The sequence below is a fragment of the Aquimarina algicola genome (assembly GCF_006443095.1).
In the GTDB taxonomy this organism is placed as follows: domain Bacteria; phylum Bacteroidota; class Bacteroidia; order Flavobacteriales; family Flavobacteriaceae; genus Aquimarina; species Aquimarina algicola.
The window spans coordinates 163739-190701 of sequence record NZ_VFWZ01000001.1 but is presented as its reverse complement, the minus strand read 5'-3'; the positions used below and the strand labels follow the sequence as shown (position 1 = coordinate 190701).

The following is a 26963-nucleotide window of genomic DNA, read 5'->3' as shown; positions in this document are numbered from 1 at the left end:
ATTTCTTATTTCTAGCTTTTATGTTTATAATGTTTTTAAAATTTTTATCAATTTCTTGTTCTCTTCTGCGGTACCTACTGTAAATCTAAGAGTATTTTCGCACAAGGGTTGTGTACTACGATTACGGATTACAATACCTTCTTTGAGTAATTGATCATATCTTGTATTAGCATCATCTACTTTTGCCAAAATAAAATTGGTATCACTGTGATATACTTCTTCAACAAAAGAAATTTGAGTTAATTCGTTAAATAAAATAGTTCTCTCCTCTAATATTTTGGAAACTTCTTTTTGAACCTGAGCTTGATTCGTCACTCTTTCCAAAGCTTTTTGCTGAGTAAGTTCATTTACATTATATGGAGGCTTTATTTTATTTAGAATAGTAATGATTTCTTCTGAAGCATAGCAAATGCCTAATCGTATTCCTGCCAGTCCATAGGCTTTTGATAAGGTTTGGGTAACGACAAGGTTTGGATAGGTATTGATTTGTTGAATCCAGCTTTTTTGATCAGAAAAATCAATATATGCTTCATCTATAACAACAAGACCTCCAAAATTTTCTAAAATCCTAATCATTTTTTCTTCTGAAAAAGAATTTCCTGTTGGATTATTAGGTGAACATAGAAAGATAATCTTAGTAGTAGAAGTAACCGCACTTAGGATTTTGTCAACATCAGGTTCAAAATCATTGGTTAGCAAAACCTCTTTTTCCTTTATATTATTGATGTTAGCAAGTACCTTATACATTCCGTATGTTGGTGGTAGAGTAATAATAGTATCTACTTTAGGTTCGCAAAATGCTCTAAAAATCAGGTCCAGTACTTCATCACTACCATTACCCAACAACATATTTTTTACTGTAGTCCCTTTTTGTTCTGCCAGTACTTGTTTTAGGTTTCTTTGCAAAGGGTCAGGATATCGATTCACTCCATTTTCAAATGGATTCTCATTTGCATCTAGAAAAATCATTTCTGATCCATCACTCACATATTCATCTCTTGCAGAAGAATAGGGTTTTAAACCCAATACATTGCTACGAACTATTTGATTGATATTGAATTGTGTTGTTTTCATATTTTCATTATGCTGAATCATTTTACTTTAAACTCTCTAATCGTAATGTCACAGCATTTTTATGCGCTTGCAACCCTTCTGCTTCTGCCATCAATTCGATAGCATTACCAATATTCTGGATACCTATATCTGATATTTTTTGAAATGTCATAGATTTCATGAAGCTATCGAGGTTTACACCACTATATTGTTTTGCATATCCGTTAGTTGGTAATGTATGATTAGTACCCGAAGCATAGTCTCCTGCGCTTTCTGGGGTATAATTACCTATAAATACTGATCCGGCGTTAGCAATACGATCAACATAAAAATCTTCATTTTTCATACAAATGATAAAATGCTCCGGACCATATTCATTAATCATTTCTAACGCTGTCTGGTCATTTTCGACGTAAATCAGTTTTGAATTTGAAATAGCAATTGTAGCGATATCTTTTCGGGGTAGTTCTGCTAATTGTATATCGATTTCTGTTTCTACCTTATCTATCAAATCTTTTGAGGTTGATACTAGAATTACTTGGCTGTCTTTACCATGTTCTGCTTGACTTAATAAATCTGAAGCTACGAAGGCAGCATTTGCCGAATCGTCGGCTACTACTAATAGTTCACTCGGACCTGCCGGCATATCGATTGCAACTCCAAATTTGGTTGCTAGTTGTTTTGCAACGGTTACATATTGATTTCCCGGTCCAAAAATTTTATATACTTGCGGAATTGTCTCTGTACCAAAAGTCATAGCACCTATGGCTTGAATTCCTCCTACTTTACAAATTTTGGTCACTCCACATAGATGAGCAGTATATAAAATGGCAGGATTGATATTACCATTACGATCTGGTGGAGAACACAATACAATCTCATTACACCCCGCTAAATTTGCAGGAACTGCCAGCATCAAAATCGTCGAAAACAGTGGTGCTGTTCCTCCCGGAATGTATAGCCCCACTTTTTGAATTGGGCGTTTTTCTTGCCAGCATGCTACTCCATTTGAAGTTTCTATAAATACTTTGTCCGTTTTCTGAGCGTTGTGAAATGTTTCTATATTAGCTTTAGCGAGTTGAATAGCTTCTTTAAGTTCAGTTGAAACGGCTTGTTTTGCAGCTTCTATTTCTTCTGTAGAAACTAATATCTCATCTAGTTTTACCTGATCAAACTTTTCTGTATATGTTGAGACTGCTATGTCTCCTTCTGATTGTATCTTTTTAAAAACGGTCAATACCGTACTTTCGATATCTGCTACAGTCTGAGTTGGCCGTTGTAATATTGTTGACCACTCTTCTTTGCTTGGATTATATATCTTTTTCATCGTATTACAATACCATTTTTTCTATTGGACATACTAAAATCCCCTCTGCACCTTCAGCTTTTAATTCATCTAAAATCTCCCAAAACTTATTTTTTTCAACAACGGTATGTATTGAACTCCATCCTTTTTCTGCAAGAGGCAAAACCGTTGGACTACGCATTCCAGGGAGTATCTTTACGATATCTTCAATCTTCTCATTGGGAGCATTTAGTAATACATACTTAGAATTTCTAGCCTTTAAAACTGCTTGTATTCTAAATCTCAATTTTTCTAATAGAATTCTATTCTCTTCAGATATTTTTGGAGATACTGCCAAGACCGCTTCTGAGGTTAGCATTACTTCTACTTCTTTGAGATTGTTTTTGAATAGGGTACTACCACTAGAAACAATATCACAAATAGCATCTGCCAGTCCGATATTGGGTGCAATCTCAACAGAACCTGAGATTTGGTGTAACTCTGCTTTGACTCCTTTTTTATCTAAATATTCATTAACTGTATTGGGGTATGAGGTCGCAATTCTTTTTCCGTTAAGGTCTTCTATGGTATTGTATTCAAAATCTTTGGGAACTGCCAGAGACACTTTACATTTTGAAAAATTAAGTCGCTCTGCTATAGAAATATCTTTTCCTTTCTCGATCAATACATTCTCTCCTATTATTGCGATATCTACTACTCCATCTCTTAGGTATTGTGGTATATCACCATTACGCAAAAACATAACTTCCATAGGAAAATTTCTGGTTTGCGCTTTTAGTTGGTCTTTTCCATTATCAATAGAGATTCCGCAGTCTTTAAGGATTTTGACAGAATCTTCATTGAGACGGCCACTTTTTTGAATTGCAATTTTAATTTTTGACATGTTGTTTCTGTTGTTGAGTTTGGTCAATTCTTAACGAATTTTTTAAAACGAAAAAACCCGCTTGAATTGCTCAAACGGGTTTTTCTATTTTGGATTATACACATACCAAACTTACCACGCCTGAGCGGAGATATAAGAATGGTGATGATGTATAAATAAATTTTTCATGATTTTTTTAAATACTGTGCGAATTTATAAAAATTATTTTTTTCAAAAAGGTATTTTCTTCGATTTTTTTGACATTCATAAAATGAAAATTATAAAATGCTAGATTTTAACATTTTAAGTAGGTCTTTCGTAAACTATTTCATAAATTTAAGAAACTATACTAATCAACAACTCATGAAAAGCCTAATCTCCTTCTTCATATTTTTGTTATTTGCATTATTTGCTATGTGGTGGTACTACTCATGTGACTGGTGCGCAAGAAATACAAATTCTCAGAATATTGTTACAAATGATGATAAAGAAATTGAAGCTGCAAAAAAGAAAGCTTACGAAGATAGTATTGCCGCTATTAATACATCTGTATCCGGATTATCAGCAAATACTCCTGAGAATAAAAACATTTTTGAGTATTCAGAGAATTTAAAAATCAATGCTGATAATGGTAATGTTTTTATTCCTTCTTCCTTAAAAGGGTTCGAAACAAAAATTGCTGATTATTTAGGAGTTCATCAAGATCAGGAACTTATTATATCTGGGTATGAAACCTTAATAGAAAACAAAGATTCTACAAACCTAGGAATAAAAAGAGCTGAATTTATTAAAGATATTATTGTAAATGCAGGAGTAAATGCTGATAGAATTGTTGTTGATAATCAAATCAAAGATTATCAATATGATAGTCAAAAAAATTATTCGGGAGGGATCGAATTACAATTTCATACTCTTGATCAATCTAGAATGGTCGAAGTTGAAAAGAGTATTGCCAATAGAACATTGTACTCAAATTTTGGAGAAAAAACATTCCGCGCCGATGCTACTTTAATCAATTATGCCCTAGAGCTAAAAAATTACCTTAGTAAATACCCTGATAAGCTTGTGAGTATAACGGGGCATACAGATAATGTAGGCGATGAAGAAGCAAATCAATGGTATGGTCAGCAAAGAGCTAATAATGTTAGACAATATTTGATTAATCAAGGTATCGAAGCAGAAAAAATCAAAGCTTTATCAAAAGGAGAATCAAGCCCTGTAGCTCCTAATGATACCGAAGAAAATAGAGCAAAAAACAGGAGGATAGAGATAACCGTAAACTAAAAATTTAAATTATGTTAGACTTTTTAAACGAAGCAAATTGGTGGTGCCTACTATTGTTATTGTTCCTTGCATTCATATTAGGTTGGCTATTATGCAGATGGTCTTTGAAAAAGAAATATAAAACTGCATTAGAAGAATGTGAACGAAAAAATGCATTACTTTCTAATTCAAATTATCAAAAAGCTAACTCTACATTTTCTAATTCATCATCAAATGACAATGATGCTTCTTCACAAATAAGAGCCATTAAAACAATGGATCAGGGTGGTATACCTGTTACAAATATTCCTGAAATTGAAAGTTCTGATAAACCCAAACTTAATTTTGAACGATTCGGTAAAGCAGATGCTTCTCAAAAAGATGATTTAAAATTAATTAGTGGTGTTGGTCCGTTTATAGAGGAAAAATTAAATAGTATTGGTATTTATACTTTTGATCAAATAAGCAAATTTAGCAAAGAAGATATTGATACTGTAACAGAATTAATACAGTTTTTTCCCGGTAGAATCGAGCGAGATAAATGGACAGAACAGGCAAAGAAGCTCAAAGATCAATAAAAAATATTGCTTTTTTATAATCAAACAAACCCTCTACAAGTTCAGCTTTGTAGAGGGTTTGTTTGCAAAATAATAGAATGCATTATGATTTACTACAAAGGTTATTACCAGGTCCATACATTTTTCTTAAGGCTTTTTTATCCCCTTCGGATAAGTTCCATGGTACAAACTGACTGGTTAGCATCAATGAATTGTTATCTTTTACAGGAGTTCCGGGAACAAGCCTGCCAAAACGTTTATCATCTGTATGTTCAAAGCCAATAGAATGCCCTAGCTCATGTTCAATTGTTGTTCTCCATTCTTCCAAATTCATAGACCTTCCTCTTGATTTGAAATCCAGATTTATGATCATTTCTTTTCCTGCTTTGCTATCAAATGGAATATCCGCAGCACCAGCAAAATCTTTGAATAATACTCCTTTGTCTCCCTTTATAATAATATCCTCATTGTTATCGACCAAAACAAATTTTAAAAAGCTACCACTTACATTATTCCAATTTTTTATAGCACCAGCGACAGCTTTTTTTGGAGTTCCATTAGGAAGACTATTCTTAATTTTGATTTTTTTTGCTAATCGACACGCTACCAAGCCATCTTCACTAGTATATCTTTGCTTAGCACTATGAAGTCCAAATTGTTTAAAAAGATCTTGTGAAATGATAATGTCCCCCTCTACTATGTAACCATTTTTATAAACCTGAATAGGATGTTTTTTTGTATTGAATCCCATTCTCTCGAGTTCAACTAATACTTCTTCACTGATTTGATTTTGGTTTTCGTCTTCTGCATTACCTGTAGCATCATCATTATGGCATTTAATCATCATTGATGAAATAAATAATATCAAAGAAATTTTTAATATTTTCAGGCCTTTTTGTTTTAAGAATCTTTTGTGCATTTTAAATCATTTTATGGTTGTTACAATTCACTCTTATATTATCGTTATCAACAACTTATATTTATAAATCAAAATTTGAAATAGATTTGATAAATACTAAGAATAATCAAAAACCAAAATTACATATTAGAAGACATAGCAGATATCAATCTTAGGATCACAAAAAGGTTACATAGTTATACTGATAGGTTTATTTTAAGTATACATAGCCATACAAGTATTGTTTGAAGTTTTTGGAGTTTCTATTAAAATAAAGCATTTATGGTTATAGTATCTACAAAAAAACCTCCAGACAATGCTGAAGGCTTTTGATTTGTATAAAAAAGATTAATCTATTGATTTCCTAGTATAAGAGGCATCCCATCACTACCAGAACCTACAACGACTACTTTTGCATTTGGGGATTTTGCCAGTTCTAAAGTCGCCTGAATTCCTTTTTCTTTTAAGACTTTCTCAGTAAGAGATTCGTTCAAAATCTTATTGGCTGTAGCTTTACCTTCCGCATCAATTTTTTGTCTTTCTGCTTCTTTTCTAGCTTTTTCAAGCCTGAATTCATATTCTAACGCTTCTTGTTCTTGTCTTAATTTACGTTCGATCGCTTCTTTTATTGTTGGAGGAAGTGTTACATCCCGAACGAGTATCTCATTAAGTTGAATAAACTGGTTTCCTACTATTTTTTTTGTTTCTTCAAAAATCTCTTCTTGTATAGCATCTCTTTTACTTGAATATAATTGCTCTGGAGTATATCGACCAACTACACTTCGAGCAGCAGATCTAATTGTAGGAAGCAAAACCCTTGCTACATAATTTTCTCCTTTTTGTTGATGTAGCAAACCTAACTGATCATAATTAGGCTGAAACCAAGCAGAAGCGTCTAATTTTATTTCTAACCCGTTTGAAGAAAGTACCTGCATTTTTTCAAATACTTCTTGTTGTCTTACTTCATAAACATAAACTTTATTCCAAGGAGCTACTAAATGAAACCCTTCTCCCAAAGGAGGAGAATCTGTGACCACACCACCTCCAAAAGTCTTATATAAGACCCCAGCTTCTCCAGAACCTATAGTTTTGGTCGATTTTGAAACAAAGACAATTGTTAAAACAATAATTATAAGGATTGGCAATCCTATCTTGGGTAATTTTTCCATAATAATTTTGAATTTTGATTTTATATAAGACCATTATATTTTCTGGCAAACCATTCTATAGCCAAAGCAATTATAATAATCATTAATAAATATTTCCAATCTATTAAAGATACTATATTTTCTTTGCTTTTTTGTACCGGTTGATATCTTTGATCAGCCAATAGATTGTTAATTAACGAATCCTTCTGATTCAAAAAATAAGTCTTCCCATCTGTATTTTTTGCGATTTCTGTTAATCTCTTGATATCCGCATTTAGAAATTGTTGCTCTACATCATATTCTAGAATAGCAAAACTGCTAGAACGTGTAATATTTTCTCCAGACACAGAAACTGTATATTCATAATCCCCTGGTTCAAAACTACTAATATCTACTTCATATGAGTTATTCTTCAATAGCATAGGAATTGTCTGTGTGCTTTCTGTCTTTTTGTTTCTAACGGTAATTTGAAGATTTCCTCTACTATCAAACTCATAATTCTTAGTAAAGTATTCGGCTTTGATTATAATATTAGAATTGCCATAATAGAAAGACTCTGAAATAGTGTTAAGTCTACTTTTTCTTTTATTTGAAGCTAAAAACTGAACTATTTTACCAAAAAACTCATCAAAATCCTCAAATTTTTTGGTATCTAAAAAGTTTTGAGCCCTCCATCGCCAGATCCCTTCTCCTAGCAATACTGCTTCTCGAATACCATCTTTCTCAACTGTGGTAAATAATATTTCTTGCGTTTCTATATTATTAATAGTTTTGAATAGTATAGGATCATGATCTGTTTTTAAGCGTATTTCGCCAAAAATTCCTTGTAGTGGTGGATAACTATCAAAACCTATATCTTCGATTAAGAAAGAACCATAATTAGTATTAAATCTCGGAATATAGTATTCAGTTTGTCTTATTATTTCATGAATATAATGATCCTGGATTGTATTGATAAAATTCCAATCTGTTCGAGTTCCTGCTATGGTAAAATAATTTTTTTTGTTTTCCTTTATTTGTTCATAAACGTTTCTATATCTGCCTGTTGGCTGATACAAAACAATCAATTGATAATCATTTATGTCTTTGACCTCGTTAGGTTTTGCTATAACGATGCTACGTCTTTCATTACTTTCTATACTTTTTTTGATTGCACCAATATCAGGATGTATCCAATCACTTACAAGTAATATTTGAGTCTTCTGATCAATAACTTCTACAGCAAATGTTTTTTTATTATTGATTATATTTTTTTCTTTCTCTAAAGGAATCAATGTTGCTTCATATTGATTAACTCCTACTCGATTTGCTGGCAATGTCAAGTTTAAAACTTTAGAGTTTTCTTCTTCAGAAAAAGAAATTGGTTCTGTATACACGATACTATTACCTGATCGAATTTCAAACTTGGTATTTACATTATCTTTACCCGAATAGGTTAGCATTACTTCTACAGGAAACCTATTTTTTAAATATGCATAACGATTTACATTAAGTTGTTGAATCTTGGTGTCTACAACAAAAGTAGTATCGCCCGAAACTACCGGATATAAGTTTTGCTTATGTCCATTTGTACTATATTGATAATCTCGCCCATATGTTTGATTCCCATCTGTAAGCAATACAATAGGTGCAGTTGTATTCTTATAAATTTGATCTAATTCTTCTAGAGCTTGAGCAATATTGGTTTGTTTTTGATCAAAAGATAAGTGTAGTGAATCATTTAATTTATCTGAAAATGAATAATATTTGAGATCAAACCTTTCTTTTAAAGTCTCATTATCATCTAGTTCTTGTACAAATTGACCTACAAATTTTTCTTGGTCAAGATGCTGTATTGAAGAAGAGTTATCTACAGCTACTACTAGCGTGGGTTTTTCTACAAAGTAGGTATTTTGTTTGAAGGTTGGATTGATTAATAAAAGTAACAATGCAAAAACACTCAAAAACCGTAAAGAAGCAAAGAAAAAAGAATTCTTCTTTCTTTGCTCTGATTTATATATGTATTGAAATAGTGCAACTAATAGTGAAATCACAAAAGCGACTATAATCAATAAAATTGTTTGTGTTTGCATCATAAAAAATTACGATTTATGACTGTTCGGCATATTTTAATACAAAACATCATAAATCAAAACGAACTATTTTTATTTTAAGTTAACATTCCTCCATCTACATTGATAACCTGACCTGTAATATAGGCACTTAGATCACTTGCTAAAAACAAACAAGTATTTGCAACATCATCTGGTGTTCCTCCTCTTTTTAAAGGAATAGCATTTCTCCAGCCTTCAACTACTTTTTCGTCTAGTTTATCTGTCATTTCTGTTTCTATAAAACCAGGAGCTACAACATTACTGCGTATATTTCTTGATCCTAATTCTAGAGCGACTGATTTTGAAAATCCTATTATACCGGATTTTGAAGCTGCATAATTAGCCTGACCCGCATTTCCTTTTATCCCTACCACAGAACTCATATTGATTATGCTTCCTTTTCTTTGTTTGAGCATGGTTCTTTGTACTGCTTTGGTCATATTAAAGACACTTTTGAGGTTTACTTCTATAACCTTATCAAAATCATCTTCGCTCATACGCATTAAAAGATTATCTTTTGTAATCCCGGCATTATTTACCAAAATATCTATCGTCCCAAAAGTTTCTAAAACTGAAGCTACTAATTCTTGAGCTTGCTCAAAATTTGCAGCATTGCTTTGATATCCTTTTGCTTGAATTCCTAATGCATTTAATTCTTTTTCTAGAGTGGCTGCAGCTTCTACAGAAGAACTATATGTAAAAGCTACATTAGCTCCTTGTTGAGCAAATATTGTTGCTATTCCTTTTCCTATACCACGAGTAGCCCCAGTGATAATTGCTGTTTTACCTTGTAAAAGACTCATAGATTATATTTTCTATTTTTAAGATTGATTTAATTTTATATTGATTAGTATACAAGTTTCAAATATAAGCATTACAAATAGCTCATCAATACTAAAAACCCTGCGATTTCACACAGGGCTTAAATTAAATAAATTGTTTGGACTTATAATTTGATATCTTCTTTTTTCTTTTCGTAGTTAAATAAGTAATCAATATCCATTTCTTGGATCACTCCAAGTTTTGATAGTGCTTTTAAGTCTACATCTTTTTTATTCCCAATTACCAAAACATTATAGTTTTCTCCTTTGATATTTTCATTAAAAAATGTTTTTAAATCTTCTAGAGTCATGTTTTTGATCGTTTCATACATTTCTTTTCTATTGTCCTGATCAATCCCTCTTTTCTTGAGGTTTTCGTAAGACCAGAAAATGTTTGACTTTGTGATACGATCTGCCGCAATCTTTTTTAACGTTGCTTCTTTTGCTTGATTAAACTGTTCTTCTGCCTCTGGCATATTGGTCATCAAATCCATCATAGCGTCTACTGCCTGAGGCATTTTGTTTGCTTGTGTTCCTATATATGCATACAGGTAATTTGATTTTTCTTTATCTCTCGAGGTACTATATTGTGAAAATGCAGAATATGCTAATGATTTTGATTCTCTTATCTCTTGAAATACTATTGAAGAAAGTCCACTACCAAAATAAGTATTAAACAAACTGGAAGCTGCCATTTTATTTGGATCGAATAATGAACCTTTTGCTAAGAATAGCATTTCACTTTGAACCATATCATAATCAACAAAATATACATTTCCTCCAGTCTCTTTTTCTACGTAATCAATTTTTTCTGGATAGTCTTGTAAATCAGAGTTAACTATATGATGTGTATCAAAAGAACCTACGGCAGCTTCAATATCCTTACCATAATAAAAAGTACGTTGCTTAAAATTATTCAGGTTTTTAATCTTATCTACCAACTCTTGCGGGTTAATATTTTTAAGTTCGTCTATAGTATAAATATTACGAAGACTAGAATTTTCTCCATATTTACCGTAATTCAGAAGACCATTCCATAATATATTGCCTTTTTGAGTTTTTCCATCTTCACGACCTTTGGCAATCTGCTCTACATATTTGATGTAAGCTTCTTGATCAGGAACTGCATTCTTCCAAAAATTCTCTAACAATTCTAATCCTTTATCAAGGTTTTCTTTTAAACCTGAAATGTTAACTATAGTTTTGTCTGCAGAGGAGTTGATCCCATAAGAAATTCCTAGTTTGTAAAATTCTTTTTTAAGATCTTCTGGTGATAGTTGATCCGTACCTAGATAATCAAAGTATCCCGACGCAATACCCAATTGCTTATCATGATCAAATCCTAAATCAAAAATAATATTGAGTTCAAATAAATCATTATTTACATTCTCTATATATGAAAACGGAATACCACTTTTGGTATCTGTAGAACGAATTGCTGTTTTATAATCAACATATTTGGGCTGTAATGATGGTGATTCTATTTTTTTGATTTTCTGAAGAAAATTAGATTCTTTATCCCTATTTAATTGAACAGGAGTAATGCCAGGATTTTCTACTTTAACTATTTTAGAATCCTCTCCTTTAATTTTATGTACTTCTACATAATTATTTTTGTAATGCTTGTTGGCAAAATCAATAACTTCTTGTTTTGTTATCTTCTTCATATCATCCAATAAGGCTAGACGATCTTGCCAGTCTGCAAAATGAACAAATGCATCTAGATACTCATAAGCTGTTGCGCTGGCATTTTCAAATTGTCGTACTCTTGATAACTTAAAATCATTTATGATAGCATCTATCAACCAGTCATCAAACTCTCCTTTTTTTATTTTTTCAATCTCATTAAGTAATAAATCTCTTACTTCATCTAAGGTTTGTCCTGTTTTTGGTGTACCGTATAACAGATGAAACCCATAATCTTTATCAAAGTTTGTGAAAGAAGAAGCGCTTTGAACCAATTGCTTTTGATTCAAATTCAGGTCGATTAAACCTGCTTGCGAGTTTGCAAGTATATTATCAATAAGCGTTACCATTTTTTCTTCTTCAGAACCAAAACCATCTGTTCTAAAGGCGATATAAATAGATTCGGCAGTAGGCCCGTATACTTCTTTTTTGATTGGTGCAGTAATTGCCGGTTCTTTTGGAAAAGTAGGATGTGTTACTTCTTTTGATTTATAACCTCCAAAAGCATCATCAACTTTTTTAATTGTATTTTCAAAATCAAGATCACCAACCAAGATTATTGCCATATTATTCGGCACATAGTACTTATCAAAATAGGCATGAATCGCTTCCATAGAAGGATTTTTTAAGTGTTCTGATTTACCAATTGTTGTTTGTGTCCCATAAGGGTGATTAGGGTACAGCCCTTCTAAAACAGCATAGTATTGTTTACGCCTATCACTATCCTGTCCCCTATTAAATTCTTCGTATACAGCTTCTAATTCGGTATGAAATAATCGTAGTACCAATTGGCTAAAGCGTTCACTTTCTATGCTTAACCACTTATCCAATTCGTTTGAAGGAATTTTATTGACATATACGGTTTGTTCACTAGAAGTAAACGCATTTGTTCCTTCTGCTCCTAGTGAATTGACAAGTTTATCATATTCATTTGCGATTGAATATTGTGAAGCTTCCTGAGAAACTTCGTCTATTTTCTTATAAATCTCTTTTTTAATATCAGGATTGGATTCTGCTTTATGTTGCTCGTATAAATCAGAAATTTGTTTGATAAATGTATTCTCTTTTTCAAAATCTAAAGTTCCTATTTCGTCTGTTCCTTTAAACACCATATGTTCGAGATAATGAGCTAAACCTGTATTATCTGCAGGATCATATGTTGAACCAGCTCTAACAGCTACTAGTGTTTGAATTTTGGGTTCTTCTTCATTTTTTGCTAAATATACTTTGAGACCATTTTCTAAAGTATAGAGCCTTAAACCTGTTGGATCATTTGTGATGGTTTCGTAGTTAAAGCCGGCTGCATCTGTCTGTTTCACAACTTTAATCTCATTCTCATCATTTGTTGTATTTGCTGAAGATTTTTTACAGTTACTCAATGATATGGTAAGTAATGCAAATAAAATAGTATTTAATATTCTCATACGTAGATTTTGATTTTATGCCTGAGTTTACAGAATCCAAAATAGATAATTCCTTTGTATTATTCCTAAATAATTTCTTAATAAAAAACAAAACTCCTTGAAATTATGTTTTCAAGGAGTTTAAAAAATTTAATTTTTATCAGTTTAGCCTAATACTTCGGCTACTTTTTTACCTATTTCGGCAGGAGAATCTACTACATGAATCCCACATTCTCTCATAATGGCTTTTTTAGCTGCAGCAGTATCTTCACTACCTCCTACGATTGCTCCTGCATGTCCCATTGTACGACCTGCTGGTGCTGTTTCTCCTGCAATAAAACCAACTATAGGCTTAGATGTACCACTTTCTTTGATCCATTTTGCTGCATCAGCTTCTAGCTGACCTCCTATCTCTCCTATCATCACCACACATTTTGTTTCTGGATCATTCACTAAAAGTTCTACAGCTTCTTTGGTAGTTGTACCTATAATTGGATCTCCCCCAATTCCTATAGCCGTAGTAATCCCTAATCCTTGTTTTACCACTTGATCTGCAGCTTCATAAGTTAGTGTTCCTGATTTTGAAACGATACCTACGCTACCTTTTTTAAACACAAAACCAGGCATAATACCAACTTTTGCTTCTTCTGGAGTGATAACTCCCGGACAGTTAGGTCCTATTAATCTACAATCTTTTTCTTTTATATAATTTGAGGCTTTAATCATATCTGCTACAGGGATTCCTTCTGTAATGGTTATGATAACTTTTATACCTGCATCTGCTGCTTCCATTATTGCGTCTGCCGCAAAAGCTGGTGGTACAAAGATAATTGTAGTATCAGCACCTACTTCTTTTACTGCTTCTTCAGCAGTATTAAAAACAGGTTTATCAAGATGAGTTTGCCCTCCTTTTCCTGGAGTAACTCCTCCTACTACATTAGTGCCATACTCTATCATCTGTTCTGCATGAAAAGTACCTTCACTACCTGTAAACCCTTGTACAATAATCTTTGAATTTTTATTAACTAAAACACTCATTGCGTTATGATTTTTTAATTTTTAAAAGAATTCCAAAAGTAAGCTTTTGAAAATTATGGTTAAAGTGAAATTTTAATTATTTTGAAATAAAAGACATCATGCTTTCAGGAGTATTATCTCCCTGTTGACTGATCTGATATCCTTTATAAAGTTTATCATCTTGAAGCTCCCAAATAGTAATAAAATGTGCTAATGTTTCTTCTTTATCAGGTGCTTCTATTGTTCTTGCAAAATATGTATATCGAACACTTACTTTATTCCCATCTGCAATCAGATGGCTAATCTCACACCTCAATCCCTCAAAAGATGCTGCCATGTCTTCAAACATCGCTTTAATACCTTTGAAATCTTTTTTGTGAAAACCGAAACTACTGTTCCAAAATAATTCGATCTCGGGATGTAAATATTCTGATAAGCTATCGATGTTATGTATTATATCATTCTCATAAAAGGATTTTATGATATCCTTCGCTGTTTTACTCATTCTTCTTCAAATTTTCTATTAAATTCGGAACTTGTCTAATGGCTGCAATTTCCTTGTATTTTTTTCTAAAATCATCTGCAGGAGTTCCAAAATAACTTTTATTCCCTTCGAGTGACTTGCTCACTCCGGACTGTGCAGAAATGACTGCTTTTGTTCCAATAGTAACATCGCTTGTAATCCCTACTTGTCCCCAAATAGTAACTTCATCTTCTATAACCACACAACCGGCAATTCCTACTTGAGAGGCAATCAAGCATTTTTTCCCAATAATGGTATCATGCCCAACATGAACTTGATTGTCTATTTTTGTGCCTTCTCCTATAGTTGTATCACCTGTTACTCCTCTATCAATAGTGCAAAGCGCTCCCAGATCTACATCATTTTCTATAACTACTCGGCCTCCGGAAATTAACTTATCAAAACCTTCTGGTCTTTTTTTATAATAAAAAGCATCTGCTCCCAACACTGTTCCTGAGTGGATTGTAACATTATCTCCTATTATACTATTGTCGTAAATAGTAACATTGGCATGAATTAAGCAATTTTTACCTATTGAAACATTATTACCTATAAAAGCTCCCGGCTGTATTATTGTATTCTCACCAATTGTACTTGTTTCGGCAACAAGATTATTTGCTTTTTGAAATGGTTCAAAATATTTTGTTAGAATATTAAAATCTCTAAATGGATCATCTGAGATCAACAATGCCTTATTCTCCGGGCACTCTACATTTTTATTGATTAAAATTATTGTAGCAGCACTTTGCAATGCTTTATCATAATATTTTGGATGATCAACAAAAACGATATCACCGGGTGTAACCACGTGAATTTCATTCATTCCCAGTACAGGAAAATTAGGGTCTCCTACAAATTCTGAAGATATGATTGTTGCAATTTGTTGTAAAGTGTGTGCTTGAGGAAATTTCATTAATTTATTACAATAACAGTCAGAAAAAAATAGTTTATTCTTCTATTCTTTTATTTTTCACAAACATATATTTATAAAATAAAAAAACCAAGAAATTATACTTGGTTTTAATATATAATTATGTTATTTCTTAAAACCAAAGATTTGTAACTATTCTACTACAATTTTGGTCTATTTTATGGCTTAAGAGAAAGCGTAAAAAACTATTCTTTAATTCTTTCTTTATAAGTACCTTTTTCTGTTTCTATTTTAATCTTGTCTCCTTCATTAATAAAAAGAGGAACCATAATTTCTGCTCCTGTTTCTACCGTTGCAGGTTTTGTAGCATTAGTAGCCGTATTACCTTTAACCCCCGGTTCTGTAGCTGTTACTTCTAAAATTACACTTGTCGGCATCTCTACAGACAAAGGCATTTGATCTTCAGAATTAATAATTACTGTAACTACTACTCCTTCTTTTAGTAATCCCGGTGCATCCAGTGTTGACTTTTCTAAAGTTATCTGGTTATAATCTTCGGTATTCATAAAGTGGTATGTATCCCCTTCTGCATATAAATACTGAAATTTATGTGTTTCGACTCTTACATCTTCAATTTTATGACCTGCAGAAAATGTATTATCGATCACTTTTCCTGTGGTCACACTTTTTAATTTTGTACGTACAAAAGCAGGGCCTTTTCCTGGTTTCACATGCAAGAACTCAATAATTTTATATATATCATGGTTATACTTAATACATAATCCATTTCTAATATCACTGGTAGTTGCCATTATTTTATATTTCTTTAGTTGTATTTAATTTAAACATAATCTTGGATAGATTTCTAACTTGAAAAATACCCTTTCATAATTCCTCTTTGAGAATTTTTGACAAATTCTAAGATTTCATCTCTTTCAGAAGTTGCTTCCATTTCTGCTTCTATTATTGCAACAGCTTGAGAATTATTATAATTTTTTTGATATAATATCCTATAAATATTCTGTATTTCTCTAATTTTTTCGGTTGTATAACCTCTTCTTCTCAAACCTATAGAATTGATCCCTACGTAAGAAAGTGGTTCACGTGCTGCTTTTACATAAGGAGGAACATCTTTTCTTACTAAAGACCCACCAGTTACAAAAGCATGGTTTCCTATACTACAAAATTGTTGTACTGCAGCCATACCTGCTAATACAACATGATCTCCAACATTTATGTGCCCGGCAAGTGTACTGTTATTAGAAAAAATACAATTATCACCAACTATACAATCATGTGCAATATGGCAATAAGCCATAATCCAGCAATTATTGCCTATTTTGGTTTTCATTTTATCTGTAGTTCCGCGATTGATCGTTACACATTCTCGTATTGTAGTATTATCCCCAATTTCTGTGACAGTATCTTCATCATTAAATTTTTTGTCCTGAGGAATTGCAGAAATAACAGCTCCGGGAAAAATACTACAGTTTTTTCCTATACGAGCACCTTCCATAATGGTAACATTAGACCCTATCCATGTTCCTTCTCCAATTACTACATTATTATGTATTGTTGTAAAAGGTTCTATTACAACGTTTTTTGCAATTTTTGCACCTGGATGAACGTAAGCTAACGGTTGATTCATCTATCTTTTAAATATTAATTATTCTTTGATTTAACAATTTGAGCCATCAATTCTGCTTCTGTAACCAATTTACCATTAGCATAAGCAAAAGCTTGCATGTGACAAATACCTCTTCGAATTGGAGTAATTAATTCTAATTTGAAAATCAATGTATCTCCGGGAAGAACTTGTTGTTTGAACTTTACTTTATCTATTTTCATAAAGTAAGTTAAGTAATTCTCTGGATCAGGAACCGTACTAAGTGCTAAAATACCTCCTGTTTGTGCCATTGCTTCTACTTGTAATACTCCCGGCATAACAGGTGCTCCTGGAAAATGACCTACAAAAAAAGGTTCATTCATAGTAACATTCTTAAGCCCAACCACGTGGTTATCTGACATCTCAAGAATCCTGTCTATTAATAAGAATGGTGGTCTATGCGGTAGCATTTCCATAATTCTATTAATATCCATAAAAGGTTCTTTGGAAAGATCAAATTTTGGAACTTTATTACGTTTTTCGATTTTTATAATCTTCGACATTTTTTTTGCAAACTGAGTATTTACAAAATGTCCTGGCTTATTAGCAATGATTTTTCCTCTTATTCTGGTACCGATAAGTGCTAAATCCCCTACAACATCCAATAATTTATGTCTAGCCGCTTCATTAGGATAGTGCAAAGTAAGGTTATCTAAAATACCATTAGGTTTTATAGCTATAGACTCTTTACCAAATGCTACTTTAAGTTTCTCCATTGTACTGGGACTTAATTCTTTATCCACATATACAATAGCGTTATTAAGGTCTCCACCCTTTATCAAACCATGTTCTAGTAACATTTCTAACTCATGCAAAAAGCTAAAGGTTCTGGCATCTGCGATTTCTTTCTTAAATTCTGATAAATGTTTTAATGAAGCATTTTGTGTTCCTAGTACTTTGGTTCCAAAATCGACCATTGTTGTCACCTGATATTCATCAGATGGCATTACAATAATTTCGCTTCCCGATTCTTCATCTGTATAAGAAATTACATCTTTTACTATATATTCTTCTCTTTCTGCTTCTTGCTCAACAATACCCGCTTCTTCTAATGCTTTTACAAAATATTTACTAGAACCATCCATGATAGGTGGTTCTGAAGCATTTAATTCTATCAAAAGATTGTCTATTTCTAGTCCCACACATGCTGCAAGAACATGTTCAGAAGTTTGAATGCTTACTCCGTTTTTCTCAAGGTTTGTTCCCCTTTGCGTATTTACTACGTAGTTCGCATCTGCTTCTATAATAGGATTTCCTTCTAGATCAATTCTACAAAAAGCATACCCATGATTTTCTGGTGCGGGTTTAAAAGTAAGTGTTACTTCTTTTCCTGTATGTAAACCTACTCCCTTGAGGTTTACTTCTTTCTCGATAGTTCTTTGTTTCCTTACAACAACATCACTCATTGTTACTTATCTTTTTCTCTAGTTTGTATATTCTATCTACTATTTTCTGAAGATTTTTGAAATGCACATATGATTTGTTATAGTCTGAATACCCTAAAGCAGGAGATCCCTGAATTGATTCTCCGTCTTTTATGTTTCTTCCTATACCTGATTGTGCTTGTATTCTTACTTTATCTCCTATAACGAGGTGTCCTGCGATTCCTACCTGTCCTCCTATAAGACAGTGTTTACCAATCTTGGTTGATCCTGCAATTCCTGTTTGTGCGGCTATGGCTGTATGTTCTCCTATCTCGACATTATGAGCTATTTGTATTTGATTGTCAAGTTTAACTCCTTTACGGATAATCGTTGAACCTAATGTTGCTCTATCTATAGTTGTACCTGCTCCCACATCTACATAATCTTCTATTACAACATTTCCTGTCTGAGGTACTTTACTATATTCTCCTTTTTCATTAGGAGTAAAACCAAAACCATCTGCTCCAACAATAACACCACTATGTATCACACAATTATTTCCTATAATTGTCTCTGAATAAATTTTTGCTCCTGCAAAAACGGTGGCATTATCCCCTATGGTTACATTATCTCCAATATAAACGTTAGGATAAATTTTGGCATTTTTTCCTATTTTGACATTTTCTCCTAAGTATGAAAATGCACCTAAATAAATAGATTCTCCAAATACAGCAGTTTCTGATATAAAACTGGGCTTTTCTATACCCGTTTTATTCATTTTTACCATATTATAATGTTCTAACAACTTAGAGAAAGCTTTATAAGCATCATCTACTCGTATTAAAGTTGTCTTTATTTCCGACTCTGCTTCAAAGGTTTTATCTACAATTGTTATAGAAGCATCTGTAGAATAAATGTATTGGGTGTATTTAGGATTAGACAAAAAGGTTAAGGAACCTTTTGTACCCTCCTCTATTTTGGCTAGTTTAGATACCTCAACAGTTTCATCTCCTTCGATTTCTCCATTTAAGATACCGGCAATTTGTGTGGCTGTAAAAATCATTCTAGCAAAAGTATAAAAAATGTGTTAATGTTTGTACTTTGGATAGCACATAAAATATTTGGTGACTGGTTTTGATAGTGCTTCTAGGTTAAATTGATCTGTAGCCTTTACGATATCCACTATCTTTTTTGATTTATATAAAATATTGATATTTTGTTTGTTTTGATAATAGGCTTGATTAGAAATCGTGCCTTCAAAGATGAAATAACGAGCTTGTTCTTCAGAAATTTTATAATGTTCCCTAAATTTTTGGATATGATTACCTTTTTTATCTTTTCTAAAAGGGTTTTTCTTTATTTTTACTTTTAGAAGATCTCTATGAATAATCATAGACGATAATTTACTTAATACAAAATCATCCGAATCAGACCATTCTTTCATAGCTGCAACAATATCATAATCGTCTAATTGCGAGAATACGTCAAGTACTTCTTCTGTAAAATTATCCGAAGTAATCTTAGTCTCTAAGAAAAAATTCAGTGCTTTACTCGCTTTTAGTTTTACTCCTTGCTCTACTAATTCTTTTGCCCTTTGTAATACACGTATCAAAAGATTTTCTGCAACAAGACTTGTTTTATGAAGATAGACTTGCCAATACATCAAGCGTCTGGCAAGTAAAAATTTTTCTACTGAGTAAATCCCTTTCTCTTCTACAACAAGTTCATCATTGATCACAGTGAGCATTGTAATAAGCCGTTCACTATTGATATTTCCTTCTGCAACCCCTGTATAAAAACTATCTCTCTTTAAATAATCTAATCTATCCATATCTAATTGACTGGATATTAATTGATGCAAAAAGTTACGGCTATATTCTCCTTTGAAGATTTGTATTGCTAACGTTAATTTACCGTTAAATTCTTCATTAATTTTTTCCATAAACATCAAAGAGATGTCTTCATGGTTTACTTCATTTACAATACTATGTTCCATTGCATGTGAGAAAGGACCATGACCAATATCATGTAATAGAATAGCTACATAAAGCGCTTCTTCTTCCTCTTTTGAGATATCAATCCCCTTAAAACGAAGTACTCTTACTGATTTTTGCATTAAATACATACACCCTAAAGCATGATGAAATCGAGTATGATGCGCCCCGGGATAAACAAGATATGAGAGTCCCATTTGTGAAATGCGTCGTAACCGTTGAAAGTATTTATGTTCTAAAAGATCAAAAATTAGTTCATTAGGTATCGTAATAAAACCGTAAATTGGGTCGTTTAATATTTTAAGTTTATTTCGTTTTTTCAAATTCACATTACTTTTACAAAACAAATATACATCATATGCTATATTTCAGTACAATTTGGATTGGTAAGTTTTATAATTTTTAAAAGCAGAATAAGCATATGATAATTGATAAATTCACAAAAGTTAAAATTAAATGAATACAATAAAGATTCTATGGGTTGATGATGAGATTGATTTGCTTAAACCACATATATTATTTCTCGAAAAGAAGAACTATGAAGTAACCAAGTGCCAAAGTGGTACAGAGGCCCTTGATTTATTAGATGATCATAATTTTGACATTATCTTTTTGGATGAAAACATGCCCGGTTTATCTGGTATAGAAACACTTTCTGAAATTAAAGAAAAAAAGGACAGTGTTCCTGTAGTAATGATTACAAAAAGTGAAGAAGAATATATCATGGAAGAAGCAATTGGTAGTAAAATAGCCGATTACCTGATCAAACCAGTTAACCCCAATCAAATCTTACTTAGTCTGAAGAAAAACCTAGACAATTCTAGGCTAGTATCCGAAAAAACTACAGCGAATTATCAGCAAGAATTTAGAAAAATTGCTATGGATATGGCAATGGTTAACTCTTTTGAAGGCTGGGCAGAATTATATCAAAGGTTATTATATTGGGAGCTTCAACTCGAAGATATAGAAGACACGGGAATGTTTGAAATTCTGGAATCTCAAAAAGTAGAAGCAAACTCACAGTTTTTTAAATTTGTAGATAAGAATTATCCCGATTGGTTTGATGGCTCAGAAGATGCACCTGTAATGTCTCATACCTTATTTAAAGAAAAAGTTGTTCCCGAAATCAGTAAAGAACAACCAACACTTCTTGTTGTAATAGATAACTTACGCTACGATCAATGGAAAGCTTTTGAGCCTACTGTAAAAAATTACTACAAAAAAGAGCAAGAGGTTTCGTACTTCAGTATATTGCCAACAGCTACACAATATGCCCGAAATGCAATTTTTTCCGGACTTATGCCTTCAGAAATGAAAAAGAAACATCCCGATCTTTGGTTAGATGATATTGATGAAGGAGGTAAAAACATGAATGAAAATGAGTTCTTAACCGCTCAACTACAAAGATTAGGACTCGATATTAAACATGAATATTACAAGATTACAAACGAAAGATCCGGAAAAACGTTAGCCTCTAATTTTAAAGGATTAAAGGATAATGATTTGACTGTTGTTGTATACAACTTTGTAGACATGCTTTCACACAGTAAAACAGAAATGGAAGTCATCAAAGAATTAGCTTCAAATGATAAATCATACAGATCATTAACACAAAGTTGGTTCAAAAATTCACCACTTCTAGAAATGATTCAACAGGCGCAACATTTAGGTTTTAAATTGCTAATTACTACCGACCATGGAACCATAAATGTAAAAAACCCTTCAAAAGTGATTGGAGATAAAAATACGAGTCTCAATTTACGATATAAAACAGGAAAAAGCCTTACTTATGAGCGTAAAGAGGTATTAGAAGCTGTAAATCCCAAAGAGATTTATCTACCATCAATAAATATGAGTAGCTCATTTATTTTTGCTAAAGGCGATTATTTCTTTGCTTATCCTAATAATTATAATCATTATGTAAGCTATTATCGCAATACCTATCAGCATGGTGGTGTATCACTAGAAGAGATGATTATTCCTTTTATCGTACTTAATCCAAGATAATTTACATTATAAAATTCTCCGTACAAAATATAATATAATTGTACGGAGAAATTTTTAAAATAAAGTTTTGTAAATATGACAATACAATACTCTTTATCTGATCTATCTGATATTGCAAAACAAATCATTTCAAATATTGAACATAGGATTGTATTATTCAATGCTCCTATGGGAGTAGGAAAAACAACATTGATCAAAGAGATTTGTAAACAACTAGGCATTGAAGATATTATATCAAGCCCTACCTACTCTTTGGTAAACGAATACAAGAATAATGATCTTTTGGTTTATCATTTTGATTTTTATAGAATTAAAGACGAGATTGAAGCCTATGATATTGGTTTTGAAGAATACCTTACTTCTGACGCATGGATATTTATAGAATGGCCTGATAAAGTTCTCAATTTATTGCCTGAAAATGTTACCACTATTGCAATAGAGTTATCTGAAGACGAAAAAAGAATACTTACTCTTAAATGATTAAAAAAGAAAAATAAGGATATCAAAAAATATATCCTATTTGTTTTCTTGGCTTTTTTAGTCGTAATTTGAGTTATTGAATTACACACAAATGAGTACATCAAAATCTCCTTTTACCAAAGAGCAGTTGTTACCACAAGAAGAAATGATAGAGGTAGCTCGTAAAAAAGGTAAACTTTTTATAGGGATCCCAAAAGAAACCCATTATCAGGAAAAAAGAGTATGTCTTACACCAGATGCCGTTGCTGCATTAACAAATCATGGACATAGAGTATTATTAGAAAGTAATGCAGGAATTGGTGCTAGTTTTACTGATAGAGACTATAGCGAAGCAGGTGCAGAAATCACAAATGACTCTAGTAAAGTTTTTGGTTGCCCGATTATACTTAAGGTAGAACCACCTTCTATTGAAGAATTAAAGCACATCAATCCTCAAACTGTACTAATATCAGCTTTACAACTTAAAACTCAATCCAAAGAATATTTTCAAGAATTAGCCAAAAAAAGAATTACGGCTTTAGGTTTTGAATTTATTAGAGATGTAGATGGTGCATACCCTGCTGTAAGAGCACTTAGTGAGATTGCAGGAACTGCTTCTGTTCTTATTGCTTCAGAATTAATGAGCAGTGCTACAGATTCTGGATCTGGGCTAATGATGGGTAATATAAGTGGTGTTCCGCCTGTAGAAGTTGTGATTATTGGCGCAGGTACGGTTGGTGAATTTGCTGCACGATCTGCTATAGGTCTTGGTGCAAATGTAAAAGTATTTGACAATTCTATCACCAAATTGCGATGTATTCAAACCAATATAGGGCGAACCTTATTTACATCTACAATACAACCCAAAAACTTACTCAAAGCACTAAGAAGGTGTGATATTGTGATCGGTGCAGTGCGAGGAAAAAATCGCGCTCCTGTGATTGTTACAGAAACTATGGTAGAACGTATGAAAACCGGAGCAGTGGTAATCGACGTGAGTATAGATATGGGTGGTTGTTTTGAAACCAGTGAAGTTACTTCTCACGACCATCCTGTTTTTGAAAAACATGGTGTAATTCACTATTGCGTACCCAATATCCCATCTAGATATGCAAGAACATCATCATTATCCATTAGTAATATATTTACACCTTATTTATTACAGATTGGAGATGAAGGAGGTATAGAGAATGCAGTACGTTTTGATAGAGGGTTAAAAAATGGTCTATATTTTTATCATGGGATTCTTACAAACAAATCAATTGCTGACTGGTTTGATTTATCTTACAGAGATATTAATCTTCTAATTTTGTAAAAAACCTCATAATTACGGCTTTTAGTCCTTTATTATTGATGAACTTTATCTATTTTTGGCACCTATATTTAGATAATTTTTCATGAAATTAGGACAACGTCTTTTTTATTACCTGGGAGGCTTCGCAGTTGGTCTCATTATCTTGTTTTTTTTTCTAGGAGGCAAAAAAACTTCTTGTGATTATGGCCCATCATCAAGAGTATTAAAAAATATTAGAATTAAAGAAAAAGTTTTTTCTGAAAAAGCAGCTCTTGTTTTTGATCAATCCGAACTGGATTCCATGGATTTAAAAAACATACTAACCGAAGGAGACGTTAATTTTTCTAAGAGCAATACCAAATTAGACTCTTGTAGAACCTACTTTATTGAAGGTAGCACCAAAGATAAAAAAGTAAATATGCTTATTGAAAATTGCGACTCTATTGCAAAAATTAAGACTTTTCATGTCGAGTGAAATATCACTGTGCGAGCCTACAAATGATTGACAAGAAACTAATTTTGATATTTTTTTTAAAAAAGTTGTTTTATTTGAGAATTTGCTACTTTAGATTAACGTTTCGTGTATGAGTAATAACAGATTTCTAATTACAGGCCCTTCGGTTTTACACAGATCTTTGTTTTACGTTTATACTTTCGTTTTAGCGATTACACTTCTATTATTTTCATAATGTTAAAGACGAAACTTCAGGGTTTCCACCACCGTTTCCTGAATAACCTTTGATCAATTCAGTTAAGTATTTCCCTAAATCATTTAGATTTGTTATATGTAGTTTTAATTTTCCCCTTGTATTTCCTGCTTTTCAGTTTGGTTAATTCTCCCAATTCATCATAAAAATCCTCTTGCCAACTTCCTTCTTTAAAGATGAATGAAAGATACCTTATATTTTGATTGTAATATCCTTTAGTGTTAGGATATATAACTAAATTATCTCCTTCTTCAGGTTGATAATTGAAATCAAAACATTGTTCAGAATTTAAGTATAATAATACCCATTCAGAATTTAATCCACTACCAATATCTTCCATAGGTGGAACGGTTCTCCCTATAGCCAATTCCTTACTTTTTAAAATACGTAACTCCCAGATATATTCTATCTTTGAATCATCTTGAGTATTAATTTCCTCATTATTGAATTCACAAGAGCATAAGATAAATCCATCGTTAAACTCACACATAGTTTTTTAAATTCTGATTAACGTTAAATTTTATTAATCTCATTCAAATCTCTTTATTTATAATACTTCCCAGTTTTTTCAACATCAATTTTTTCAAAAAAACCTAAAAATTTGATGTTATCTCATTAAAGTAATAGAGTTTCTTTATGTAGGGAACTACATACAACGTCTCGTATAAGAAACGTATAGCTAGTGATAAGCGATACGTTTCAGTTTGGTACTAAGCCAAATATAAATATTTTGCTTTTATTATTTTTTGTGAATGCCGAATTTTATATTTGGCGACTTTGCAAATAGATATAGCATTTTTGATTAAGAACAAAAACCCTATGTTTTCTTATGCATTGTTGTATACTTTAATTTTGACGTTCTTCTTTTGAAAAATACTTGGCAGTAATCAGCGCAATAGGTAGCCCAACCAAAGTCATATGCCAAACCATACCAATAATAGTCAGGTTAATATCAAAAGGGCTTTCAGGAACATTTGACAGTGGTATTACTATTAAATTCATAACTAGCCATATCCCCAAACCAAATATTAAACCCATTAAAGTTATGTTTGTCCTTAAAAAGGCAAGCCTTGGATAAAGGAAAAAATAGACAATAGCACAAGCATAAGCTATGATAAAATGATAGATAGTTCCTGCTATAATCATGGTTATTCCACCGTTCATAGCTTCAGCTCCATGAACTCCTGTAGCAATAAATTGCAACACTTGAAAAGGATTAAATTTGAAAAAGATAAAATAAACGATTACTCCTGCTACAGCATCTAATACACCTGCTACTAATCCTGACCAAAGTATTGTTTTAATCGGACTAGACGATTTTGTAAAATTAAATATTGATGAATTTGTCATTTTTTTACTTATTAATTTTATACAACACTTCTTGGAAGTCTTTCTCTGGATTTGCTGTTAATAAAGAAGGCTGAAATCTTATTTCTTCTATATCTTTGATCCCAATCATATTTAGCCACCAGTTGAAATAATTAGAATGGTAATCAGTACCATACTTTGGATCTGCACCAGGCGAAAAAACTCCACTCGTATAAATTACGGTCGCTTTTTTCTCTTCTAATAAACCGGAATATCCATTTTCTGGATCGAAGCCAAATAATAATCCTGGTTGAGTAATAATGTCTATGTATTGTTTTAGCTTATAAGGGATTCCTCCATTCCACATTGGTATTGAAAAAACATAGTGATCTGCCTCAGTAAATCGTAATGTGATATCAGTAATATTACGCCAAGCATTTCTTTTATTTTCATCCATTTCACCATCACCAAAAAAGGTCATTTTTGCAGCCGCTTTATTTGCTTCAAACTCAGGTAGATTTTCTTTCCAAAGTTCTAAAGTGTCAATGGTAGCATTTGAGTTTAAATTTTGAAGATAAGCTTTAGCTAAAGTGCTTGATTTTGATTTTTCCCCTCGAGGAGAAGCTATAATATTTAATACTTTTGTCATAATGAATTTAATTA

25 protein-coding genes are annotated in these 26963 nt (G+C 32.2%); 6 read left to right on the top strand and 19 right to left on the bottom strand.

All coding sequences use genetic code 11. The features are described from left to right. Positions 1–24: 24 nt before the first annotated feature. Genes hisC through hisG form a run of 3 tightly spaced genes read right to left on the bottom strand, consistent with a single transcriptional unit; the run spans position 25 to position 3242 of the window. Positions 25–1074 (bottom strand): histidinol-phosphate transaminase, encoded by a 1050-nt coding sequence (gene hisC / locus FHK87_RS00845; RefSeq protein ID WP_140588654.1) that lies wholly within the window; start codon positions 1072–1074, stop codon positions 25–27. A gap of 22 nt (positions 1075–1096) precedes the next feature. After that, positions 1097–2380, bottom strand: coding sequence for a histidinol dehydrogenase (gene hisD, locus FHK87_RS00840; protein ID WP_140588651.1), 1284 nt, complete (start codon positions 2378–2380; stop codon positions 1097–1099). Between the two features lie 4 nt (positions 2381–2384). Then, complete coding sequence (gene hisG, locus FHK87_RS00835) at positions 2385–3242, bottom strand: ATP phosphoribosyltransferase (protein WP_140588649.1); 858 nt, start codon at positions 3240–3242, stop codon at positions 2385–2387. Between the two features lie 342 nt (positions 3243–3584). On the opposite strand from hisG, the gene FHK87_RS00830 reads away from it, so the two are divergent. Both FHK87_RS00830 and FHK87_RS00825 read left to right on the top strand, forming a co-directional pair. Beyond that, positions 3585–4505, top strand: coding sequence for an OmpA family protein (locus FHK87_RS00830; RefSeq protein WP_226293957.1), 921 nt, complete (start codon positions 3585–3587; stop codon positions 4503–4505). An 11-nt stretch (positions 4506–4516) separates the two neighbouring features. Next, the gene (locus tag FHK87_RS00825) at positions 4517–5062 is read left to right on the top strand and encodes a hypothetical protein (protein WP_140588644.1); all 546 of its coding nucleotides are present in this window, start codon (positions 4517–4519) and stop codon (positions 5060–5062) included. Positions 5063–5144: 82 nt separating this feature from the next. Here the strand turns inward: FHK87_RS00825 and FHK87_RS00820 are convergent, their stop codons facing one another. The 13 genes from FHK87_RS00820 to FHK87_RS00760 form a co-directional block, all read right to left on the bottom strand. Beyond that, the gene (locus FHK87_RS00820) at positions 5145–5960 is read right to left on the bottom strand and encodes a zinc metalloprotease (RefSeq protein WP_140588641.1); all 816 of its coding nucleotides are present in this window, start codon (positions 5958–5960) and stop codon (positions 5145–5147) included. Positions 5961–6292: 332 nt separating this feature from the next. Next, positions 6293–7108, bottom strand: a complete 816-nt coding sequence (locus tag FHK87_RS00815; RefSeq protein ID WP_140588639.1) for a prohibitin family protein — start codon at positions 7106–7108, stop codon at positions 6293–6295. A gap of 20 nt (positions 7109–7128) precedes the next feature. Next, on the bottom strand, positions 7129–9162 hold the full coding sequence (locus tag FHK87_RS00810; protein WP_226293955.1) for a vWA domain-containing protein: 2034 nt from the start codon (positions 9160–9162) through the stop codon (positions 7129–7131). A 74-nt stretch (positions 9163–9236) separates the two neighbouring features. Beyond that, the gene (gene fabG, locus FHK87_RS00805; protein ID WP_140588637.1) at positions 9237–9983 is read right to left on the bottom strand and encodes a 3-oxoacyl-[acyl-carrier-protein] reductase; all 747 of its coding nucleotides are present in this window, start codon (positions 9981–9983) and stop codon (positions 9237–9239) included. A gap of 143 nt (positions 9984–10126) precedes the next feature. Then, positions 10127–13111, bottom strand: coding sequence for a M16 family metallopeptidase (locus tag FHK87_RS00800; protein WP_140588635.1), 2985 nt, complete (start codon positions 13109–13111; stop codon positions 10127–10129). A 144-nt stretch (positions 13112–13255) separates the two neighbouring features. Then, the gene (sucD, locus tag FHK87_RS00795; protein ID WP_140588633.1) at positions 13256–14128 is read right to left on the bottom strand and encodes a succinate--CoA ligase subunit alpha; all 873 of its coding nucleotides are present in this window, start codon (positions 14126–14128) and stop codon (positions 13256–13258) included. 76 nt (positions 14129–14204) lie between these two features. Beyond that, a complete protein-coding gene (locus FHK87_RS00790) occupies positions 14205–14612 on the bottom strand; it encodes a nuclear transport factor 2 family protein (protein ID WP_140588631.1) in 408 nt (135 codons plus the stop codon). Beyond that, positions 14605–15543 (bottom strand): UDP-3-O-(3-hydroxymyristoyl)glucosamine N-acyltransferase, encoded by a 939-nt coding sequence (locus tag FHK87_RS00785; RefSeq protein ID WP_140588629.1) that lies wholly within the window; start codon positions 15541–15543, stop codon positions 14605–14607. Before FHK87_RS00785 ends, FHK87_RS00790 begins: the two co-directional genes overlap by 8 nt. Positions 15544–15746: 203 nt before the next feature. Continuing rightward, positions 15747–16313 (bottom strand): elongation factor P, encoded by a 567-nt coding sequence (efp, locus tag FHK87_RS00780; protein WP_140588627.1) that lies wholly within the window; start codon positions 16311–16313, stop codon positions 15747–15749. A gap of 53 nt (positions 16314–16366) precedes the next feature. Then, on the bottom strand, positions 16367–17149 hold the full coding sequence (lpxA, locus tag FHK87_RS00775; protein WP_140588625.1) for an acyl-ACP--UDP-N-acetylglucosamine O-acyltransferase: 783 nt from the start codon (positions 17147–17149) through the stop codon (positions 16367–16369). A 14-nt stretch (positions 17150–17163) separates the two neighbouring features. After that, positions 17164–18573 carry a bifunctional UDP-3-O-[3-hydroxymyristoyl] N-acetylglucosamine deacetylase/3-hydroxyacyl-ACP dehydratase gene (locus tag FHK87_RS00770; RefSeq protein ID WP_140588624.1) on the bottom strand — a complete coding sequence of 470 codons (1410 nt, stop codon included), beginning with the start codon at positions 18571–18573 and terminating at the stop codon, positions 17164–17166. Further along, positions 18566–19594: a UDP-3-O-(3-hydroxymyristoyl)glucosamine N-acyltransferase gene (gene lpxD / locus FHK87_RS00765; RefSeq protein WP_140588622.1), complete on the bottom strand. Its 1029-nt coding sequence runs from the start codon at positions 19592–19594 to the stop codon at positions 18566–18568. The genes FHK87_RS00770 and lpxD overlap by 8 nt, the downstream gene beginning before the upstream one ends. A 24-nt stretch (positions 19595–19618) precedes the next feature. After that, a complete protein-coding gene (locus FHK87_RS00760) occupies positions 19619–20848 on the bottom strand; it encodes an HD domain-containing protein (RefSeq protein WP_140588620.1) in 1230 nt (409 codons plus the stop codon). A 133-nt stretch (positions 20849–20981) separates the two neighbouring features. Here FHK87_RS00760 and porX point away from each other — a divergent pair, with 133 nt between their 5' ends. From porX to FHK87_RS00740, 4 genes are all read left to right on the top strand, one after another. Further along, complete coding sequence (porX, locus tag FHK87_RS00755; RefSeq protein WP_140588618.1) at positions 20982–22532, top strand: T9SS response regulator signal transducer PorX; 1551 nt, start codon at positions 20982–20984, stop codon at positions 22530–22532. Between the two features lie 75 nt (positions 22533–22607). Further along, entirely contained in the window at positions 22608–23012 is a 405-nt protein-coding gene (gene tsaE / locus FHK87_RS00750; protein ID WP_140588616.1) for a tRNA (adenosine(37)-N6)-threonylcarbamoyltransferase complex ATPase subunit type 1 TsaE, read from the top strand. A 91-nt stretch (positions 23013–23103) separates the two neighbouring features. Continuing rightward, a complete protein-coding gene (locus FHK87_RS00745; RefSeq protein ID WP_140588614.1) occupies positions 23104–24306 on the top strand; it encodes an alanine dehydrogenase in 1203 nt (400 codons plus the stop codon). A gap of 82 nt (positions 24307–24388) precedes the next feature. Continuing rightward, positions 24389–24760, top strand: coding sequence for a DUF4258 domain-containing protein (locus tag FHK87_RS00740; protein WP_140588612.1), 372 nt, complete (start codon positions 24389–24391; stop codon positions 24758–24760). A gap of 293 nt (positions 24761–25053) precedes the next feature. Here the strand turns inward: FHK87_RS00740 and FHK87_RS00735 are convergent, their stop codons facing one another. The 3 genes from FHK87_RS00735 to FHK87_RS00725 all read right to left on the bottom strand — a co-directional run bounded on the left by FHK87_RS00735 (position 25054) and on the right by FHK87_RS00725 (position 26949). Beyond that, positions 25054–25482, bottom strand: coding sequence for a hypothetical protein (locus FHK87_RS00735; RefSeq protein ID WP_140588610.1), 429 nt, complete (start codon positions 25480–25482; stop codon positions 25054–25056). A gap of 356 nt (positions 25483–25838) precedes the next feature. Beyond that, on the bottom strand, positions 25839–26342 hold the full coding sequence (locus FHK87_RS00730) for a DUF1440 domain-containing protein (RefSeq protein WP_140588608.1): 504 nt from the start codon (positions 26340–26342) through the stop codon (positions 25839–25841). Positions 26343–26346: 4 nt separating this feature from the next. Continuing rightward, positions 26347–26949 carry an FMN-dependent NADH-azoreductase gene (locus tag FHK87_RS00725; RefSeq protein ID WP_140588607.1) on the bottom strand — a complete coding sequence of 201 codons (603 nt, stop codon included), beginning with the start codon at positions 26947–26949 and terminating at the stop codon, positions 26347–26349. Between the last annotated feature and the right edge of the window lie 14 nt (positions 26950–26963).